Genomic DNA, 19447 nt, shown 5'->3' on the forward strand with positions numbered 1-19447 from the left:
CGCGCCGCTTGATGAATCCCCCATTACAACCAGTTACGTGTTTTGGCTGACGCCGTGGATAGTGCCGGATTAGCTTTGTTTCATTATTTCACAAGTAAAACTGAAATTATGAAAAAGCTATTGGGAACACTGCTGGCAGGGCTGTTCTGTCTTGCCGGTGTGAGCACGCGCGCGCAGGTATCGGGTAATACTTCTATATTGAATGTACATGCCATCGGCGCGGACGCTGCGGCCGTTAGGGCATCGCGGGATTTCTGGAGCCGCGTGGGCGAGCAGAAAGGGGAGCAATGGTATAAATTACAGGTGGGTTACCAGGCCGAGTATACCGATGGACCTGTAAAAGGTGTCTATCTGTATGACAAGAAAGGCAACTGGATATACAGCATCCTCACGTATGGCGAGGACAGGCTGCCCCAGGAAGTCCGGCAGCTGGTGCGGAGCACATATTATGACTTTAGCATCAATTGGGTAAAGGAGGTGAGCGACGCGCAAAACCTTGTATACGTGGTACATATGGAAAGTGATAAGGCCTGGAAAGAGGTAGCCGTGCAGGATGGCGAGATGCGGGTGTTGCACGCGTTTGTTAAATGAGTGGAAGAGACGTAAATTTGCAGCTTGTAATTTTTTAATTATGAGCAGGAAAGGCAAGGTGTTGGTAGCAATGAGTGGTGGTATCGACAGTACCATTACGGCGTTGATGTTGCATGATCAGGGGTATGAAGTCGTGGGTATCACCATGAAGACCTGGGATTATGCCAGTGCGGGCGCTACGAAGAAAGAGACCGGATGTTGCAACCTGGACAGTTTCAATGACGCGCGGATGGCCGCGGTGCAGCATGGGTTTCCGCATTTCGTACTGGATATCCGCGAGGAGTTCGGCGGTTTTGTGATCGAGAATTTTGTCGACGAGTATCTTGCTGGCCGTACGCCTAATCCCTGCGTGCTTTGCAATACCCATATCAAATGGCGGGCGTTGCTGAAGCGGGCGGATGCCATGGATTGCGAATATATTGCTACAGGGCATTATGGCATCGTCCGTCAGCATACCAATGGCCGGTATACGATCGCCAAAGGCGTGGATGAAACAAAGGATCAGAGCTATGTGTTGTGGGGGCTGCAGCAGGACCTGCTGAGCCGGACGCTGTTGCCGCTTGGGCCTTACCGTAAGACGGAGATCAGGCAGATGGCGCTCGACTATGGTTATCCCGAACTGGCCAAAAAGAGCGAAAGTTACGAGATCTGTTTTGTGCCCGACAATGACTACCGCGGATTTTTGAAGCGCCGCGTTGATGGATTGGAAGCGCGGGTGGCGGGTGGCAATTTTGTCGACAAGCACGGTAATATCCTTGGACAGCATAAGGGTTATCCTTTTTATACCATCGGGCAGCGGAAAGGGTTGGATATTGCGCTTGGCAAGCCGGTGTATGTGACGGCGATCGAGCCCGGGTCGAATACGGTGGTGCTGGGGGATGAAGAAGACCTCGACCGGCAGGAGATGTTTGTCGGGAAGATCAATTGGATGAAATATGATGGGGTGTCGGCCGGGATGGAGACGATGACGAAGATCAGGTATAAGGATAAGGGGACACTTAGCAACCTTTATCCGGATGGGGCCGCCGACCGGGTGCGGGTGCTGTTCTATGAGAAGGCCAAGAGCATCGCCCCGGGTCAGAGTGCGGTCTTTTATGAAGGGGATGAGGTCATCGGGGGTGGTATAATACAAAAAGGGGGGCAATAAATTGCCCCTTTTGCCGTTACAAGAGGCATGAAACCTCGCCCGGTTATTGCCTTACTGCTGCTTTGTGTGGTGATCATCGTCACCAGCTGTAAGAAAACCATACATTATCCTGCGACTCCTTTGACAGACTATTTTATCACCTTACAGGTGGGAAAATACGTCACCTACCGGCTGGATTCTTTAAACTTCTACTATTACGGCCAGCTTGATACTGTTACCTCCTATCTTGCTAAAGACTCGGTGGAGGGCAGCTTTACCGATGGTGCGGGTAATACGGCCTGGAATGTTACCCGGTATATGAGCGATACTACGGGCCAGAACTGGTATACGGGCGAAAGCTATACCGTCACCCCTTCGACGCAGCGGATAGAGATGACGGAGCAGAACCTGCGGTTTATCAAATTAGCCTTCCCGATGGACCAGGGTTTCAGCTGGACGGGCAACACCTATCTGCCCTATGCGCCCTATAAGGATTTCTTCGATTTCAGCGACGATTCCCACCTGTCGCTGGGTAACTGGAACTATACCTATCAGTCGGTGAATAAGGCCTTTACAGTGGGTTCCTTCAAACTGGACAGCACCCTTACGGTGACACAGGAGAATGATTCCATCAATGTGCCGATTACCGATCCGAATTCATTTGCCTCCCGGACGTACTGGAGCGAGACCTATGCCAAACATATCGGCCTGGTATACCGCCACACGGAGATGTGGGAGTATCAGCCGCCGACGCCGGATGGGACGCAAGCCGGGTACAAGATCGGCTTCAAGATGACGATGCAGATGGTCGACCATAATTAGGCGCTCTGGGTGGCCCGTGGCCGGCCAGGCTGTCGCTTTAGGCTTTACTAAACCGGGCGGCGAAGAGCGTGTCGGCCCGGTGCGGGTAACCGATCAGGTTCTCCATGCGATGCAGCTGCAGGCCGAATCCATCGCGGATAAAGGCGGCCATTTCTTCATTTTCCCTTTTAAAGACTGAGCAGGTGCAATAGACCAGCGTAGCACCCGGGGAGAGCAGGGTGGCGATGTTGGTGAGGATCTGTCGTTGCATCATCTGATAGCGTGTGATGGCCTTGCTATGGAAGAAGTAGAGTTCTTCGGGTGTCCGGCCCCATGTTCCGCTGCCGGTGCAGGGGGTGTCGGCCAGGACGAGAGCCGCAACAGGAAGGTTGACAATATCATTGTGGGTGAGATCGACGAGAAAGGAATGGTATTTTTTTATCCCGGCAGTCTGGAATCGGGTGCGAAGGTTGTTCAGGATAGATTCGCGAACATCAGAGACCGTGATATCCATGTCTGGGTAGAGGTCGTGGGCAAGGATGGATTTGCCGCCGCTGGCGGCGCACGCGTCCCAGAAGCTGTGAGGCGCTTCCGTGTCCTGAAGAAATTCCGCGACGCGTTGAGAACTGTAATCCTGGATGACGACTTCCCTATCGGGCGTAAGGTGTTCTTCTACCTTGAAGCCGTTGGGGAGGCGATAAGTAAAAGGCGGGATGAATTCGCCGGTGTTTTCCAGCTTTCCGCGAACCGTAGATTCCTGCCCGGGGCGGATGCGAAGGAAGAGATCGGGCTGCCGAAGGAAGGAGAGGCAGAAGGCTTCGTGGTCGATGGCGGCCGATAGTTCTTCTTTCCAGGGGAAGATATCGGTAGGGTCGATTCCGGCAGTGGCGAGCTTTTCGGCGATGGGGCGGGTTATGCTGTCGTTGAGCGTTGGTTTGAAATAATGAAGAAATTCATTCGGAATATCAGTACATAGGAAGAGGCCGGTGAGGATACGTTCTTTGACGGGGAGGTCACGTACAGCATAGCCGAGGCGGTAGAAGCTATAGACCAGCGTAGAGAACAGCTTACGGTCACGCGAACCCATCTGTTTGTTGGCGCGGAAAAAATCCTTTAGCCAGACATGCAGGGGCTCCTCGCCCTTGTAGGTGTCGATGATGTCTGCTGCGTGGCGAAGCTGGTTGTCGAATTTCATGTCTTTGAAGCCTCCTCCGTCGGCTTTGGTCATGGCGAAGGCGGAGAGCGGGGGCGCAGCTATAGCTGGAGCAGCGCTTTCAGCGGGTCTTTCCCGAACAGCAGTTGATCGGGGTTTTCCAGCAATTCTTTTACCCGCACCAGGAAGCTGACGGACTCGCGGCCGTCGATGATGCGGTGGTCGTAGCTGACGGCCAGGTACATCATGGGGCGAACGACGATCTGTCCGTTGACGACGACGGGACGGTCTTCGATCTTATGCATCCCGAGGATGGCGGATTGGGGAATGTTGATGATGGGAGTGGACATCAGGCTGCCGAAGACACCGCCATTGGTGATGGTAAATGTTCCACCCTGCATTTCTTCCATGGAGAGCTTGTTGTCGCGGGCCTTCGTGGCGAGTTCGACGACCTTTTTCTCGATATCGGCCATGGAGAGGCTTTCGGCGTTGCGGATCACCGGGACGACGAGGCCTTTTGGCGCGGATACGGCAATGGAGATGTCGCAATAGTCGTGATAGACGAGCTCATCACCATCGATGTAGGCGTTGACGGCGGGCCATTCCTGCAGGGCATAACAGGTAGCTTTTGTAAAGAAGCTCATGAAACCCAGGTTGACGCCGTGCTTCTCTTTAAACTTGTCTTTGAATTTGGTGCGGAGGGCCATGATGGCGCTCATGTCCACTTCGTTGAAAGTGGTGAGCATAGCCGTGGTATTCTTTGCCTCGACGAGGCGGCGGGAGACGGTCTTGCGGAGATTGGACATCTTCTCGCGGCGGTCGGCGCGGGTGAACAGTGCTGCCCCGATGGCGCGGCCGGGATGGGCCAGGGCTTCGAGAACGTCGTTCTTGAGGATCTTGCCGCCGGTGCCGGTTGGGGTGATGGAGCCGGCATCGATCTTTTTGTCGGAGATGATGGCAGCAGCGACGGGGGTCGCTTTGATATCGTTGGGGATAGCCGTTACCGGGGCCTGGGCCGCCGGAGCAGCGGCGGTTGCCGTTGCGGGTTGGGCGGCGGCGGGTTGCGCCGCGGCGCTGCCGCCATTGGCGGAGGCAGTGACCTGGGCGGCCGGCCCGGCCGCGTTAGCGGCCTGACCTTCGGGCCGGCTGGCAGTCTCGTCTATCTGAGCTACTACGTCGCCGATCTTCAGGGTTTCACCTTCCTTACCTACCGTCTTGAGGGTGCCGGCTTTTTCGGCATTGACCTCGAAAGTTGCTTTTTCGCTTTCCAGTTCTGCAATCACTTCATCGCGTTCGACATACTGACCTTCCTGTTTTAGCCATTTCACCAGCGTTACTTCACTGATGGATTCGCCTACTGCCGGAACTTTGATATCAATCATTTAGACTTTATTTTGAGTTGCGCTTGCAAATGTACGTCTTATATGCTAAAAGCGGTTTCGATGATCTCGGCCTGCTCCTGGGCGTGGACCTTGGAGTAGCCGGTAGCGGTAGCGGCGCTGGGCTGGCGGCTGATGACCCCATAGTTGATCGACTTCAGGTTCATCTGGAGGAAGGAAGCGGCGCCCATGTTCAGCGGTTCTTCCTGCACCCAGAACCAGGTGGCTGCCTGGCTGTACTTCTTATATAAATTCTCCAATTGCTGCACGGGCAACGGATAGAGTTGTTCGAGCCGGACGATGGCGACGTCTTTGCGGTTGTCCTTCTGCTGGCGTTCGGCAAGATCAAAATACACCTTGCCGCTGCAGAAAAGCACCTTTTTCACGTCGTGGGCGTTTTCGACAAACGAGTCGTCGATCACTTCCCGGAAGCTGCCGCCGGTGAATTCCGTCATCGTCGAGTAGGTTCCCGGGTGACGGAGGTTAGCCTTCGGCGAGAAGTTGACCAGGGGTTTGCGGAAGGGCCAGGTGAGCTGACGGCGGAAGGCATGGAAGAGATTGGCCGACGTTGTAATGTCAGTGACGACGATGTTGTATTCGGCACACATCTGGAGGAAGCGTTCCATCCGGGCACTGCTGTGTTCGGGGCCCTGGCCTTCATAGCCGTGGGGCAGAAGGAGGGTCACCCCGTTCATGCGTTGCCACTTCTGTTCGGAAGCGGTGATAAACTGGTCGATCATGGCCTGGGCGCCATTGCTGAAATCGCCAAACTGCGCTTCCCATAGCACGAGGGCATTGGGGTTGGCGAGCGCATACCCATATTCGAAGCCGAGCACGGCGTATTCGCTGAGCAGGGAATTATAGATCCTGAATTCCCCTTTTGCCCCGGGGAGGCGGCTGAGGCGATTGTATTGCTCATCGGTGTTCTCGTCGCGCAGGACGGCATGACGGTGGGAGAAGGTGCCACGTTGTACGTCCTGTCCGCTCATCCGGACGTCCTTTCCTTCAAGCAGGAGGCTGCCGTAGGCAAGCAGTTCGCTGGTGGCCCAGTCGACCTTGCCTTCTTCCTGGAAGAGCTTGACCTTATCCTGCAGCAGTTTTTCTACTTTCCGCAGGGGCTTGAAGGATTCGGGCCAGGACATGACGGCTTCGAAGATCTTTTTGAAGTCTTCTTCGCTGATGGCGGTCACCGGTGAATGGTCGAAGTCGCCAGCCGTAGACTTGCGCAGGCTGCGCCACCAGAGTTCGGGCTGCTGATACGTGTAAGGCAGCGGGTTCTGCTTTACCTCGTCGAGCCGCTCTTGCAGATCGGCCCAGAATTTCTTTTCCATGTCCTTGGCCAGCTCTTTGGCATCCGCTTCCCCATTCTCGATGAGATATTGCGTATATACTTCCCGGGGATTAGGGTGCTGATCGATGAGCCCGTACAAATGGGGCTGTGTGAACTTGGGGTCGTCGCCTTCGTTGTGACCGTGGCGGCGATAGCAGACCATATCGATGAAGACATCGGAGTTGAATTCCTGGCGGTAGCGGGTCGCTATCTCGGCGCATTTGACCACTGCTTCTGCGTCGTCGCCATTGACGTGCAGTACGGGCGCCTGGATGGCGGCTGCGAGGGATGTACAGTAGTCCGAGCTGCGGGCGTCATCGAAGTCGGTGGTGAAGCCGATTTGGTTGTTGATGACAAAATGCATCGTTCCGCCGGTGTAATAGCCCTTGAGGTTGCTCATCTGCAACACTTCGTAGACTATGCCCTGGCCGGCAAGGGAGGCGTCGCCATGGATCAGGATGGGAAGTATCTTATCGAAATCGCTCTGATACATGATGTCGGCCTTGCAACGGCTGAAGCCTACGACGACGGGGTCTACGGCTTCGAGGTGCGAAGGGTTGGGTAGTAGCTTGAGGTGGACGGTCTGGTCGTGATCGCTCTTTACGGTGCTGCCATAACCCATGTGATATTTCACGTCGCCGCTGCCCATGGTCTGGTCCATCTTGGCAGTGCCTTCGAATTCGCTGAAGATCTGTTCGTACGTCTTGCCCATGATGTTGGCCAGGACGTTGAGGCGGCCGCGGTGGGCCATGCCGATAGCTACTTCCTGTACGGAGAGGGCAGCCGCGGTGTTGATGATGGCATCGAGTGCGGCGATGGTGCCTTCCCCGCCTTCGAGGGAGAAGCGTTTCTGGCCGATATATTTGGTATGGAGAAACTTCTCGAACATGACGCCCTCGTTGAGCTTCTCAAGAATGCGCTTTTGCTTCTCCAGCGGGAGGGGGTTGAGGAAGTTCTTTTCCATCTCCGTGGTGAGCCAGTCGATCTTCTTCTGATCGCTGATGTATTTGAATTCGATGCCTACGTGATCGGCATAGCATTTCTGGAGATGGGTGAGGATGGTCCTGAGGGTTGTCGTACCCAGTCCGATGAGATTGCCGGCGAAGAAGTTCTTGTCGAGGTCTTCATCCGTAAAGCCGAAGAAAGCCAGGTCGAGGTTGGCGCCGCGATCCTTACGGGGACGGATGGGGTTTGTCTTGGCCAGCAGGTGTCCTTTATTGCGATAGCCGAGAATGAGGCGATAGGCGCCGAGTTCTTTACGCCAGTCAACGCCATCGGTTGTGGTAAACGCCTGAGACGCGGGAGCGCCTCCCGTCGTTGCGGTTGCCGCGGCGCCGGCGGTGTGGGTTCCGTTGACAGTGGCGCCGTTGGTGCCGTTGACGGCAGCGGCTCTGCCTTGAGTTACAGCGAAGTCGAAGCCTTCGAAGAATTTTCTGAATTCGGGGTCGACTGTTTCGGGGTTCTTCACGTAATCCTGGTAGAGACCCTCAATGTAACTGGGGTGGGAGTTGGTTATAAATGAAAAGTCCTTCATAGAAAGTGCTCACAAATTTGGCCTACAAATATCGGCCAAAAAAAGTTGCGGTGGGGTATGATTTTGAGGGATTTTGCTATTTATTTGCTAATTGTGCGGCTCAAAAACGTTTGCGGGCTCTCAAAGAAAAATCCGTATTTTCTTGGAAATTCCCGCAAATAGTTTACCTTTGCCGTCCTAAAAATGCTGAGTTCATGGCAAATCACAAGGCAACCAAAAAAGACGTAAGGCAAGCCGAAAAGCGCAGAGATCGCAACCGCTATTACGGTAAAACCACCCGTAATGCGATCCGTGACCTGAGGGCGATCAAGGAGCAGAAGGAAGCTGGGGAGAAAATGCCCGAAGTTGCCTCTATGATCGACAAATTGGCTAAAAAAGGCGTTATTCATAAGAATAAGGCGGCCAATCTGAAGAGTAAGCTGGCCCGGAAGGTGAATAGCCTTGCCGCCGCAAAATAAGTACTGTCACAGTAAAATAGTTTGCTGGAAAAGCACCCCAAGGGGTGCTTTTCCAGTTTTGGGAGGCGTCACCGGCGATCACCTCTTTGTATTGTCCTCGATATTGTTGAGGGTCTTGTTCATCCGGAAGAAAACGACAATCAGCTCGCACCACATCCGCCACGCTACATTACCTACCACGAGTAAGACCAGGCCGCCAAAGAACCCGTTGAAGGGGAGAAAGCTGGCAGGGCCGGGATATCCGCCAAGGTCGCCGCTGCTGCCGTGGCCGCTGAACATGGTCACCAGGGCGCCGATGGTGATCAGGATGGCTACTACCACATAGACGATCTGGATGATCTGGAGGGTGATCATCGTTTTAAACGAAAGAAAATCCTTCCAATTAAAACCCGAGGGTACAGGTGCAGCCGGAGAGACGTTTGCTTGTTCCATGATTTATCGTTTAAGTGTTAAGGAATTACATAAGACGAAAGGGAACAGGACATGCGGGAGGGATGTCACTAAAGATAAGCGCTTATCTTTAGTCCGCCAAAACAACAATATGAACAGACCTTTGCTTTTCCTGCTGCTGTTTTCAACCCTGACGGCCGGTGCCCAGCCGACGCCCTTTGAGCTTTCGGGAGAGAAACAGACACCCACTTATTCCGTATGTATTGCCTTTTACAAACAGCTGGACAGCCTCTCCCCTGCCCTATCCATCCGCGAGATGGGGATGAGCGATGCGGGCTACCCCTACCACGTGGTGCTGTATTCCAACGATGGAGTGGCGGACCCGGCGGTCTGGCACCAGCAGCATAAAGTGGTGATCCTCATTAATAACGGTATTCATCCCGGCGAGCCGGACGGCATCGATGCGAGTATGTTGCTTTTGCGCGACCTGGCGTATAAGAAGACACGGCTGCCGGATAATGTGGCGCTGGCCGTGATACCGGTGTATAATATCGGCGGGGCGCTCAACCGGACATCGTTCTCGCGGGTGAACCAGAACGGTCCTGAGAGCTTCGGCTTCCGCGGCAACGCCCAGAACCTTGACCTGAACCGGGATTTTACGAAAAGCGACAGCTACGATGCCCGCAGCTTCGCGGAGATCTTCCATTGGGTAGACCCGGTGATCCTGATCGACAATCACGTTAGTGATGGGGCTGACTATCAATATACTATGACATTGCTGGCCACGCAGTGGAACAAGCTGGGTGGTGAGATGGGGGCCTTTCTGCACGATGTGTTCCAACCCGCCTTGTTTGGGGATATGGCCGGGAAGGGTTGGCCGATGACGCCGTATGTACAGTTTGAGGAGGGCAATCCCGACCGGGGTTGGGAGGGGTTTTATGACGAACCGCGGTATTCCACCGGGTATGCGGCGTTGTTTCATACGATGGGGTTCATGCCGGAGACACATATGTTGAAGCCGTTCAAGGATAGGGTACTATCCACCTACGCGCTGATGCAGACGATGATCGGGACCGCGTCGGCACACGCGGCTGACCTTTTGAGCCATCGCGCCCATGATATTGCGGCCGACCAGGACAGCAGCCGGCTATCGCTCGACTGGAAGGCGGACACGACGCGATGGGACGAACTGAATTTTCGCGGCTATACGGCGGATACGAAGATCAGCGCGGTGACGGGGCTGCCGCGACTTTACTATGACCATAGCCGGCCTTTCGAAAAAAAGGTGCGGTTCTACGATTACTTTGTATCCGACGCATCGGTGACGGTGCCGGTGGCTTACCTCATCCCCCAGGGCTGGCATGCGGTGATCGACCTGCTGAAGCTCAACGGGGTTCGCATGCGGCGCGTCGGGGCAGATACGATGGTGTCGGTGGAGGTATACCATATTGCCGACTACAAGTCCTATCCGCGGGCGTATGAGAAGCATCATAAGAATACGGCGATAAAGGTGGTGGCCTCCCGCGGGGAGATCAGGCTGTTACGCGGGGATTATATCATTCCAACCGATCAGCCGGCACGGCGTTTCCTGGTGGAGATGCTTGAGCCAACCGGCGAGGACTCCTACTTTGCGTGGAATTTCTTCGACGCCATTCTGCAACAGAAGGAAGGGTATAGCGCCTACCGGTGGGAGGATGTGGCGGAGCAGTGGTTGAAAGATCATCCCACCCTGCGGCAGCAGCTGGAAGAGAAGCGGCGGACGGACACGGTTTTTGCCAGGGACGCGCGGCAGCAGTTGAATTTTGTATATCGGCATACGCCATATTATGAGCCGGCGCATCTGCGGTATCCGGTGTACAGGCTGGTAAAGTAGAAGACCGGGAGGATGCTCCCGGTCTTATTAATTATTTTGTTTAGAATCTTCTGTCTCCTCCGCGGTCGCCGCGATCGCCACCGCCACGATAACCACCACCGCCGCCACCGCCTCTGTCACCGCGATCTCCACCTCCACGGTAGCCACCACCGCCGCCACCACGATCTCCACCGCCGCGATAACCACCGCCGCCACCGCCGCGATCTCCGCCGCCACGATAACCGCCGCCGCCACGGTCGCCACCACCGCGATAGCCACCGCCACCGCCACGGTCGCCCCGATCTCCCCGGTCGCCGCCGCCGCGATTTGATTCGTCGGCTTCTTTGACGGCCATTTTCTTGCCGCGGATGGACGCATTGTCCAATGTTTCTATCGCTCCGCGGGCTTCCGTATCGTCTGGCATATCGACAAACCCGAAGCCTTTGCTCTTTCCTGTTTCCCGGTCCATCACCACTTTTGCAAAATTCACAGTGCCATATAATTCGAACATTTCTTTCAGGTCAACATCATCAAAATCTGAAGGAAGACCTGCTACAAAAAGCTTCATGCCGATAGATTTAAAGAGGTAAAATTACAAAGATAAAAATTATATATTCTAATTTCTCTCACAATTAGTTCCGCTAATTTTTAGGTTAGACCCAGCGATAGTAAAAACACGCAGTGAATCTCCCAATTGCTCTGCGGGAAAGCGGTTAATCTCTGTTAAAAATAAAGGTTTACTTGAATATTCCCTAACAATAAATCGCGAGATAGCCCTTTACCCATAGCAGGCGGGAAAAGAAACCCCTTAAGCTAAACGGGAGGGGGTAAAAGGACTGGGGGCGGTCTTGGGGCGCAGGAATTGCATTTAATTCAACTACAATCAAAGTTGTAGAGGATGGTGGAGAAGTCTTTCCGTTTGAGGTTGTCGGGGGGGATAAAAAAATTGCCGACTCCTACGTCGCCCCACATAATATCCTCATCGGAATCCATCTGAAAGAGCAGGAGCCAATCCTTGTACGCGGCATTGTATTGCCGGGGATCGTTTTGGGTAAAATAGGCGTATCCGCCCAGTTTATGGCCGTTGCAAGGAAAGCTGTCGTACAACTCGTCTCCAAAGTCATCGACGAGTTGAGGATATTTTCGTCTCAGCTTCTCCAGGAATGCCGTATTTGCGTCGAATGCGATCTCATTGGCGCCAAGGTAATCGGTTTGCAGCGCGAATTCGAGCGAATGCGGTTTATTAACGGGGCTATAGTCCGAATGAATGATCTCCGCCAAAAAATCGAAGTCTGTCTCGGGGTCCCAAACGTCGTTCTCTTCGAAATAGAGTACCCGAAAATTCTTTTGAGTCACCTGGTCATCAAAGTCGAGGCCATATACATCGTTGTCTTTGACAGCAATATAAAATTGCAGATACCCGCTGTCCGGATAGCCGGCGAGGGGCGGCATGTCGGCGCAGTGTAGCTGGGCCAGCGGATATAAGAAATTTCCGTTCTCATCCCGCGGATAGGCAAATCCCCTGGGGATGGTGGGATAACAACCAAAGGAGTTTTTCCGGCAATGGGGGTCTTCGACAGGGGTCGCGATTATTTTTATCGAGGCGCGTTTTGTGGCTTCCATCTGTGGCCAGTAATCCGCCAGCGCTTTTGACAGTTCAAGCCCCGGAAGGACGCTTACTTTTTCCAACGGATCGTTTGCCGCCTGTTTTTTCCTACCGAATAGCCCGTCGAATAGTCCCATGGAAAGATGTTTTGCTGTTGAAGGATAGTGTTGCCGCCCAAGATAGCGGGTTTTCGAGAAAGTTTTCTCAGGATTTGAAAAAACCTTTCAGCGCTTCTGTAGCATTCGCTGCGCTGCAAGCCATCCTTTACCAATGATCAGGCTCAATAAAAAAATCCAAACAACCACAAGGGAATCTTGTTTTGATGGCCGATCTCGATCTCATCGGCAGCGACCAAGGCGTTGTCGAGGTGTTTGATTTGGTGGCGCTGTTTGGATTTGCCGCCCACTTCGAAGGTATATTTGCCGAGAGTGAAATCACCTTCTTCCGCGTAGGCCACAGGCGAGACCGTGCTGGCCTGGTTGATGAAAAAACTTTCGCGGAGGCTGCCGGTGTCGGTTCGTGTAGCAGAGGTCAATGCATATGAAAGATTAGGGTGATGCAGATAGATCTTTTCCGGCTTCTGCATTAGGGTCATGCCCTGGCCTGATGCGTAAAGACCGCGGATGATGCGCATGTCTTCCAGGTATTTCAGGAAAGTGTTAAGGGTATGACGATTGACTCCTGTATGTTCGCTGAGCTTTGTGATATTTGGTTTGAAAGGCACGGATTCGGCGATGATGTGTAAGAGTAGCCGGATCTTTTCAATGGTGGCATAGCTCACCTGATGAATGGCAGGCAGATCGCTGTTCAAAGCCAAGGATATGGTCTCTGCCAGTTTTTGTGGATAGGCCTTTTCATTTTCTAAAAAATAAGGATAGTACCCATATTGTAGATACTTTCTAAAATGTTCCAATGGTCGAAGTTTTCCGGAGATATGTCGGGCAAGGTTGACGTGATCTTCCAACAACTGCTCTAAGGTCAGCCGCGGAAATGTATTAGTAGTAGTTACCTCTAAAAATTCGCGGAATGACAAGCCCATGAGTTCGTAGAGGACAGCACGTCGGCTTAAGTCTCCGCGGGCACGGTCCAGATGGATGATGGATGATCCGGTGAAGACTATAGTGAGATCGCCGAAGTCATCGTAGATGTTCTTCAACTCCTGCGACCAATTGGAATACCGGTGCACTTCGTCCAGTAAAAGATAAAGCCCCCCCTGCTTTCGAAAGCTATCAGCAAGATCGTACAACCTGTTCTCCGTAAAATACAGATCATCCAGGCTGACATATAGCGTTTTACCATCGCCTGGGAGTTTCCGGCGCGCATGCTGAAGCAACAAAGTGGTCTTTCCGGCGCCGCGAGCACCCTTGATGCCGATGAGTCGGTTGCTCCAGTCGATGTCATCAGCTAGCGACCGGCTGAAGACCAGCGAAAGTTGATCTATCTTGCGGTAATATTTTTCAAAAAGAAAATCCAAAGCGATCTATTAAGAGTACAAAATTAAGAATAAATTGATCACTAGAAAGATCAGTTTTATATCAAAAACGATCTCTCCGCTGACCAATATATACGATGAGCTAGTAAATCCAAAAATCACTTCGATACACTCATAGTTAATTGATTATCAATATAAAAAAGACAGGAGCAGCTTCTTGGACTGCTCCTGTCTCGTTGGATGGTGGCGCTCGCGGCGGGCCGGAATGCGCGGGCCGGGGCGGCACGCGGACCTACGGCATGACCCGCACCGTGGCGGCGCCGTTGTAAGAATGATATTCGCCGTTGTACATGGCGTCGGCACTGACGGGACCCATGTGATAGACACCGGGCGAGACAGCACGGACAGCATAGTAATAGACCTGGCGCATCGAATGCAGGTTGACGAAGAGATTTATGCGATCGTCACGGACATCGAGGGCGGTGGGGCTGTCATCACTCTTTATCCAGTCCATGCCGGGCAGCTCCTTTGTCCGGGGATTCTCGATCTCGAAGCCCGCCGGTAGCATGTCGGTGATGACGATGTTGTCGACGTCGGTGCTGAACGTCCGCTCGAGCGTCACCTGCACGATGACAAGATCGTTTTGTTTAAACGTGTTGCCGGCGATGGGCCGGCCATAGCGATCGTAGAAATGCTTCCGCACCTTCAGATAGTTGTCTTCTTCCTTGTACGCTCCGCTCGCACTGATGCCTTCGGCCTCCCAGTAATAATAGAGCTTGCCGTTGCCACGGGTGGCGATGTCGACATGCGGCAAGCCGCCACCACTACCGCGAAGCTCGCGGCTGGTCAGCTTGATGGGGTTGCCCGTCATCGAGGCGACTACCCGGCCATCGACACGCACATCCCCCGCAATGGTAGAGCCGGCAGACTGATGTGCCATCTTACCCAATCCAAGGAAGCTAAAGGCCAGTTCCTGGGTACTCAGCCAATACCGCGTCTTCAGCTTTTCTATCACATGCCTGGCCATGACAGGTATCTGCGGATTTTCAGGATCAGCCTCGACCAGCACATCCAATGCCAGCGATTCGTCCCGGATATCCGAATAGAAGCTGCCACCCGTCTGGGCGACGGATTCCTCGCCGGCAAACTGCGTGGGCAGGAATTCCCTAAAGCTTTTCTTGTCACCCGCCAGGGCATAGGCCGCCGACAGCAGGTACCGGCAATCCAGGCTCAGCTGGGATTCATGGGCCTTATAATAGTTCATGACACTGACATTGGGCTCACCGGCCAGCGCCAGCACATACAACCCATAGACCATTTCCTTTGGCACGATGCGCCTTGACTGATCTCTGTTATAATAATACACAACGGACTCGTGATTCTTCATGCGGCTGTTGATATACCCTAGCATCGTGCTGATGAGGCTCTTGTCGATGTCGAAGCCGGCTTTTTGGGCTTCGAGCAGGAAGTGGGCGGCGTAGACGGTGGTCCACCAGCTCTCCGTATCCTCATTATCCCAGAGGGTGACGGCGCCATTGTACAACTGCCGCATCTTTATCTTCCTAATCGCCTCGAGGATATTGCTGTTGGCAGAAGTACGCTGGTAACCGTTGACAGAGGACTTCTGCACGAGATCGGCCAGGTCGCCAAAATACAGCTGCGGGAAGGCTACCGATACGGTCTGCTCGGTACACCCATAGGGGTATTCGACGAGAAGGCTTAGATACTTACCCAGTTCGGCCGCGGGTGAGCGGCTTACCACCAGCCGGTAGTCGACGGTAGACGGGATATAGTCCCCCGTTGTAAAGGCAACGGACTGCGTGCTGCCGCCGGCAATAGAGCCGGCGCCTGTAGTCTTTTGCAATGGCGCCGAAGGACGGATGCCGATCTCCGTTTCATCCGTAAAGTGTTCACCCATGCTGTTGACATCGACCGTCACCTTGCCGACACCGATGGCCGGGGGCGCCAGCAGCTGGAAGACGGCGCGGCCTTCACTGCCGGCGCCGATGCTGATGGTCTGTTGTTCGTCCCCGATCGCCCGGAGGGCGCCGCTGAGTTTGAGTTTTGCCGTCGCGTTGGCATTGCTGCCCGTCGTATTGGTGATCGTAACGGGCATCGTCACCGTATCACCGGGGCTCATAAACCGCGGCAGGGCCGTGCTGAGCACGACGGGGTCGGCAACAGTGATGGCGGACTCCTTCGAACCAAAGCGATCGTCCTTGCAAGCTACCGCCATCAGCCGCACCTGCCCGGAGAATTGCGGGATGTCGAATTCAAAGTCCGCTTCGCCACTGCCATCGGCCTGAGCGATTCCACTCCAATAAGAGACGATTTTTATCCGTTTGGCCGGCATGGGGTTGACACGTTTCTTCATATCGCCTTCACCGTCACCACCCGTGCTGCTGAGGACGGGTTTTACTTCCGGAAAGAGCAGCGGATAAAGATCGTAGCCGGTGACTTCCAGCGCCCGTTTTGCATAGAAATGGGCGTAAGGATCGGGCGTATTGAAATCCGTCACCTGCAGGACACCGTTGTCCACGGCAGCAAGCGTAACAAGGCTGCCGGGCGCCGCCTTTACCGTCACTTTCTGGTGGGTATGGCTGCGCACCTTTTCCTGGGCGACGATCTCGACGGGAATATGCCGGTCCTTGGCCTCGACCTTCACCGACTGATACCCATGGGCTACGGTGAGCGGAATATCCGAAAGCTCGTGTGGTTTTATCAGCGTCGCGGTGATATAGACGTTGGGGACGTCGTCCACCGTAAGGGGGAGTTCGAGGGAAGCGGTGCGTTTGTCGACGTCGACATATTTATAGGAGACAATTTTATCGGTCTCGAGCGTGACGAGCATCCGACCGCTGAACGGGGTCTTGAACAGGGCTTTTACGCTCTCGCCGGTGTAATACCCGGATTTGTCGAGCTGGATATCGACATGGCCTTCGTTGTTGACGTCGAAGGAGTTGTTATCCCCGCCCCAGGCGCCAAAGCTGTAGAAATCGCGGCTTACATAGGTGTTGGAGCCGGGAATGGAGACCCTGATCTCATAGTCGCCGGGCGACCGGGGTACAAAACTATATCGCGTACTCTCGCCGCTGACGGTGACAATGCCGCTGGCGACCTGTTTGTCCTCTTTCTGCGACTCATACCGGAAGTAGTTTTCGCTCTTGGTGAGGACGGTGCGGTATTCGTGCTTGATCACCTGTACACGGGCGGTGGCGCCATTGAGCACCTTTTCATTGCGATCGAGGGCGATGATGGGGAACTCCACGGCCTGGTTCAGCGGATAAAAATAGTATCCGTCATCTGCCACGCCGAAGAACACACGCTGCGTATAGATGTTCACCGAGCTGCTGCGGCTGACGGGGCGGCCGGTCTCGTCAAAGACTGTCGCATAGAAAGTAGCCTGGAGCAGGCCGATGTTCTTGAAGAATTCCGGAACAGTGTATTTCTCGACAGCATTCCCCTGCTCGTCGGTCTTGCCTTCGCGCACGGTCTTGTCGAAAGAAGTGGAGTTCTGTGCGGAAAGGCTGAAATCGAAGTTCCGGTAGTCTTTGGGCTTGAAGTCCACCTGTTTCACCTGGATCTCGCATTCATAGTTGCGATTGGCGGCTGGGGGGCCGAAGAAGTTGACGGCATGGATGGAAAGTTGGGAAACGTCGCCGGCTTCGAGGAGGGGTTTATCCAGTTTGGCCGTGACTTTTATCCGGTCGGGTACGAACTCTTCGATGCGGAAGGGTTGGGTAGCCAGCAATACATCATTGGACGTATAGACTTCCAGGGAATAGCTGCCGGTGATGGCCGACTCCGGGATCTCGACTTCACCGTCCGTCGCGCCCTGGCTGTTCAGGGTCTTTCTAAACGTCTTCATCTCCTTGCCGTTGGGCAGCAGGAATTTCAGCTGCAGGGGCAGCTCGCCGGGCGATCTCCACTGATGGTCGCGCAGGATGACGGCAAAATGTACCTTCTCCCCCGGGCGGTAGATGTCTCTTTCAGGATATACGAAAGCATCCAGTCCGGAAGGGTTGCTGCGCCGGCCACCGACTTCGAAACGGGAGGTGTTGACACGCGTGGTATTAAAAGGAAGGTAGTTGAAGTCGTCGGCCGTCTTTGCGACGATCATGGCAGGTTTGAAACCGGCGTATTCCTTACGGGTATACGTGATCTCGGCCACCCCTTCGGCGCTGGTGGTGCCCATCCCCAGCAACTGGTTGTTGTTGCCATAGGCCAGGATGTTGACACCCGGCAGGGCTGCCGCGGTCTTGATGGAGTTGGTAAAAACGAGTATCTTTTCGCGGCCCTCTTTTGCGATGAGCCCGATGTCGGAAAGGGAGACGAAGCGTTTGTCTCTGACCCAGTAGTTCTTTAGTGACCGGATCATGACATGGTAGATGCCCTTGAATTCGGGCAACTTGTCGGCGATGCTGAGGTTGAGCAGGCGTCCGCCGCTGTTCCCGCTTTTGGGCAGCGTCCGGGTATCGACCTCCTGGTGGTAGATGACGTCGCCAAAGGTGAAGTCGTCGCTTCCACCGGAATAGTCGCCGCCACCTTCACCGCCTTCTTCATCGCTGACAGGGTGATAGCCCGAACCGGTGGAGGGTTCCTGGGGGTTATAGTTATAGCTCTGCGCCGCCAGTAGGTTGTTCTCATACACCTTGGATACGATGATCTGGACACGGGGGACATTGATGATCTTCACCTCGATGTTCTGTGCTCCCTTGCCGGAGAGATAGACGCCTTTGTTGTTGGCGAAGCTGATGGATGGCTCCAGTTCGCCAAAGGTGATGTTTGTCGAATATTCTTCGTGCAACACCCCGCCGATGCGCCCACGCAGGCCTTTCGCGAGGGTAAGCGTATACGATTTGGTCTGGTCGAAGTTGTCGCTGCGGATGACAAAGCCGTCGTCCGAAGCAAAGGCCGCGAATTTTACCGCGGGGCTGATGCTGATAGCCGACGCCAGGGTACCTTCCGTGATCTGCTGGCTTGTCTGGATATGAATGGACCCGGTTGAGCCGTCGTGATCCGTCGTCACCTCCCCGATGGTCAGGACATACGGAGAAGGGATGGACGAGGAAGTCTCGATCTTGTCCTTCAATCCATTAGTGCCGCCTTCGGGCAGGAGGCCTTTGTCGACGGCGATCTTCAGGTCGAGGGTCTTATCCTGCATTTTCAGGTTGGTGAGGCGAAGGGCGATGCGATCGGAGGTGGAAAGGGTTTGCAGCGTATAGTTCAACGGCTGCCCGTCCATTTGAATGGTCAGCTTGTCCTTCAGGGAATTGGGGTTCACCGGGTAGTTGAACTGGAGTTCCATCTGGGGCACGGCAATGGTACTGCTCTCATCCGGCAATACCCAGGTGGCGCTGGTGTTGTCGAGCTTGAGATCGGGGGTATGAAAGACGAGGTCATCCCCATTCTTTATCCGCCCGTATTTGCTGTATTGGAGGATGTCGCTTTTTAGCGTGGCCTTAAACGTGGTAGCCGGCGCCAGGGGTTGGGAGGGGGAGAATACGAGTTCGTCGGGATGCTCCCAGCGGAAGCGGCCTGGGATCTTTGGTTCGAAAGAAACATACTGGGTGGAGTCCCATTGATCCAATAAAGAGTCTTTGACCAGGGCCTGATCAAAGCGGAAGGTAAGATTGCCTAAGGTCGGAATTTCGTCTTTGGCGTTGGTGTATTCCAGGCTGACGGTGCTTCGGTTACAGGCAGAGATGATAAACAGGATGGGAAGGGCGGTCGTTAGGAGGGCGGTTAAGCCCAGTCGGTTACGCATAGAGGGGGGCGTTAAGAGTTTTTTGTAA

Annotated in this window: 13 protein-coding genes; 5 read left to right on the forward strand and 8 right to left on the reverse strand. The window is 54.3% G+C overall.

Annotated features, from left to right (window positions below; translation table 11 throughout):
- Window positions 1-108 precede the first annotated feature (108 nt).
- Genes IEY39_RS15140 through IEY39_RS15150 form a run of 3 tightly spaced genes read left to right on the forward strand, consistent with a single transcriptional unit; the run spans window position 109 to window position 2539 of the window.
- Window positions 109-591, forward strand: coding sequence for a hypothetical protein (locus tag IEY39_RS15140; protein WP_188933002.1), 483 nt, complete (start codon window positions 109-111; stop codon window positions 589-591).
- A 40-nt stretch (window positions 592-631) separates the two neighbouring features.
- Window positions 632-1738: a tRNA 2-thiouridine(34) synthase MnmA gene (gene mnmA, locus IEY39_RS15145; protein ID WP_188933004.1), complete on the forward strand. Its 1107-nt coding sequence runs from the start codon at window positions 632-634 to the stop codon at window positions 1736-1738.
- Between the two features lie 27 nt (window positions 1739-1765).
- Window positions 1766-2539, forward strand: a complete 774-nt coding sequence (locus IEY39_RS15150; protein ID WP_188933006.1) for a hypothetical protein — start codon at window positions 1766-1768, stop codon at window positions 2537-2539.
- A 37-nt stretch (window positions 2540-2576) separates the two neighbouring features.
- Here the strand turns inward: IEY39_RS15150 and IEY39_RS15155 are convergent, their stop codons facing one another.
- Genes IEY39_RS15155 through IEY39_RS15165 form a run of 3 tightly spaced genes read right to left on the reverse strand, consistent with a single transcriptional unit; the run spans window position 2577 to window position 7914 of the window.
- The gene (locus IEY39_RS15155) at window positions 2577-3746 is read right to left on the reverse strand and encodes an RsmB/NOP family class I SAM-dependent RNA methyltransferase (protein ID WP_229688922.1); all 1170 of its coding nucleotides are present in this window, start codon (window positions 3744-3746) and stop codon (window positions 2577-2579) included.
- 26 nt (window positions 3747-3772) lie between these two features.
- Window positions 3773-5053 carry a 2-oxoglutarate dehydrogenase complex dihydrolipoyllysine-residue succinyltransferase gene (gene odhB / locus IEY39_RS15160; RefSeq protein ID WP_188933008.1) on the reverse strand — a complete coding sequence of 427 codons (1281 nt, stop codon included), beginning with the start codon at window positions 5051-5053 and terminating at the stop codon, window positions 3773-3775.
- 38 nt (window positions 5054-5091) lie between these two features.
- The gene (locus tag IEY39_RS15165) at window positions 5092-7914 is read right to left on the reverse strand and encodes a 2-oxoglutarate dehydrogenase E1 component (RefSeq protein ID WP_188933010.1); all 2823 of its coding nucleotides are present in this window, start codon (window positions 7912-7914) and stop codon (window positions 5092-5094) included.
- A 17-nt stretch (window positions 7915-7931) separates the two neighbouring features.
- Between IEY39_RS15165 and rpsT the strand changes: the two genes are divergently transcribed.
- Entirely contained in the window at window positions 7932-8372 is a 441-nt protein-coding gene (rpsT, locus tag IEY39_RS29815; RefSeq protein ID WP_229688923.1) for a 30S ribosomal protein S20, read from the forward strand.
- A 78-nt stretch (window positions 8373-8450) separates the two neighbouring features.
- On the opposite strand, the gene IEY39_RS15175 is transcribed toward rpsT, so the two are convergent.
- Window positions 8451-8804 (reverse strand): DUF4282 domain-containing protein, encoded by a 354-nt coding sequence (locus IEY39_RS15175; RefSeq protein ID WP_188933012.1) that lies wholly within the window; start codon window positions 8802-8804, stop codon window positions 8451-8453.
- A 109-nt stretch (window positions 8805-8913) separates the two neighbouring features.
- Between IEY39_RS15175 and IEY39_RS15180 the strand changes: the two genes are divergently transcribed.
- Window positions 8914-10635 carry a M14 family metallopeptidase gene (locus IEY39_RS15180; protein WP_188933014.1) on the forward strand — a complete coding sequence of 574 codons (1722 nt, stop codon included), beginning with the start codon at window positions 8914-8916 and terminating at the stop codon, window positions 10633-10635.
- Window positions 10636-10675: 40 nt separating this feature from the next.
- Here the strand turns inward: IEY39_RS15180 and IEY39_RS15185 are convergent, their stop codons facing one another.
- From IEY39_RS15185 to IEY39_RS15200, 4 genes are all read right to left on the reverse strand, one after another.
- Window positions 10676-11182 (reverse strand): RNA recognition motif domain-containing protein, encoded by a 507-nt coding sequence (locus IEY39_RS15185; RefSeq protein WP_229688924.1) that lies wholly within the window; start codon window positions 11180-11182, stop codon window positions 10676-10678.
- Between the two features lie 305 nt (window positions 11183-11487).
- Window positions 11488-12357 carry a YwqG family protein gene (locus IEY39_RS15190; RefSeq protein ID WP_188933016.1) on the reverse strand — a complete coding sequence of 290 codons (870 nt, stop codon included), beginning with the start codon at window positions 12355-12357 and terminating at the stop codon, window positions 11488-11490.
- A gap of 143 nt (window positions 12358-12500) precedes the next feature.
- Window positions 12501-13694 (reverse strand): ATP-binding protein, encoded by a 1194-nt coding sequence (locus IEY39_RS15195; protein ID WP_188933019.1) that lies wholly within the window; start codon window positions 13692-13694, stop codon window positions 12501-12503.
- Window positions 13695-13944: 250 nt separating this feature from the next.
- Complete coding sequence (locus tag IEY39_RS15200; RefSeq protein ID WP_188933021.1) at window positions 13945-19419, reverse strand: alpha-2-macroglobulin family protein; 5475 nt, start codon at window positions 19417-19419, stop codon at window positions 13945-13947.
- Window positions 19420-19447: the final 28 nt, after the last annotated feature.

It is taken from the genome of Puia dinghuensis, from assembly GCF_014642875.1.
Lineage (GTDB): Bacteria > Bacteroidota > Bacteroidia > Chitinophagales > Chitinophagaceae > Puia > Puia dinghuensis.

Excerpts from the sequence above, each read along its gene's own strand:
- IEY39_RS15140 (WP_188933002.1), top strand. The coding sequence starts at position 109 with ATGAAAAAGCTATTGGGAACACTGCTGGCAGGGCTGTTCTGTCTTGCC.
- mnmA (WP_188933004.1), top strand. The coding sequence starts at position 632 with ATGAGCAGGAAAGGCAAGGTGTTGGTAGCAATGAGTGGTGGTATCGAC.
- IEY39_RS15150 (WP_188933006.1), top strand. The coding sequence starts at position 1,766 with ATGAAACCTCGCCCGGTTATTGCCTTACTGCTGCTTTGTGTGGTGATC.
- IEY39_RS15155 (WP_229688922.1), bottom strand. The coding sequence starts at position 3,746 with ATGACCAAAGCCGACGGAGGAGGCTTCAAAGACATGAAATTCGACAAC.
- odhB (WP_188933008.1), bottom strand. The coding sequence starts at position 5,053 with ATGATTGATATCAAAGTTCCGGCAGTAGGCGAATCCATCAGTGAAGTA.
- IEY39_RS15165 (WP_188933010.1), bottom strand. The coding sequence starts at position 7,914 with ATGAAGGACTTTTCATTTATAACCAACTCCCACCCCAGTTACATTGAG.
- IEY39_RS15175 (WP_188933012.1), bottom strand. The coding sequence starts at position 8,804 with ATGGAACAAGCAAACGTCTCTCCGGCTGCACCTGTACCCTCGGGTTTT.
- IEY39_RS15180 (WP_188933014.1), top strand. The coding sequence starts at position 8,914 with ATGAACAGACCTTTGCTTTTCCTGCTGCTGTTTTCAACCCTGACGGCC.
- IEY39_RS15185 (WP_229688924.1), bottom strand. The coding sequence starts at position 11,182 with ATGAAGCTTTTTGTAGCAGGTCTTCCTTCAGATTTTGATGATGTTGAC.
- IEY39_RS15190 (WP_188933016.1), bottom strand. The coding sequence starts at position 12,357 with ATGGGACTATTCGACGGGCTATTCGGTAGGAAAAAACAGGCGGCAAAC.
- IEY39_RS15200 (WP_188933021.1), bottom strand. The coding sequence starts at position 19,419 with ATGCGTAACCGACTGGGCTTAACCGCCCTCCTAACGACCGCCCTTCCC.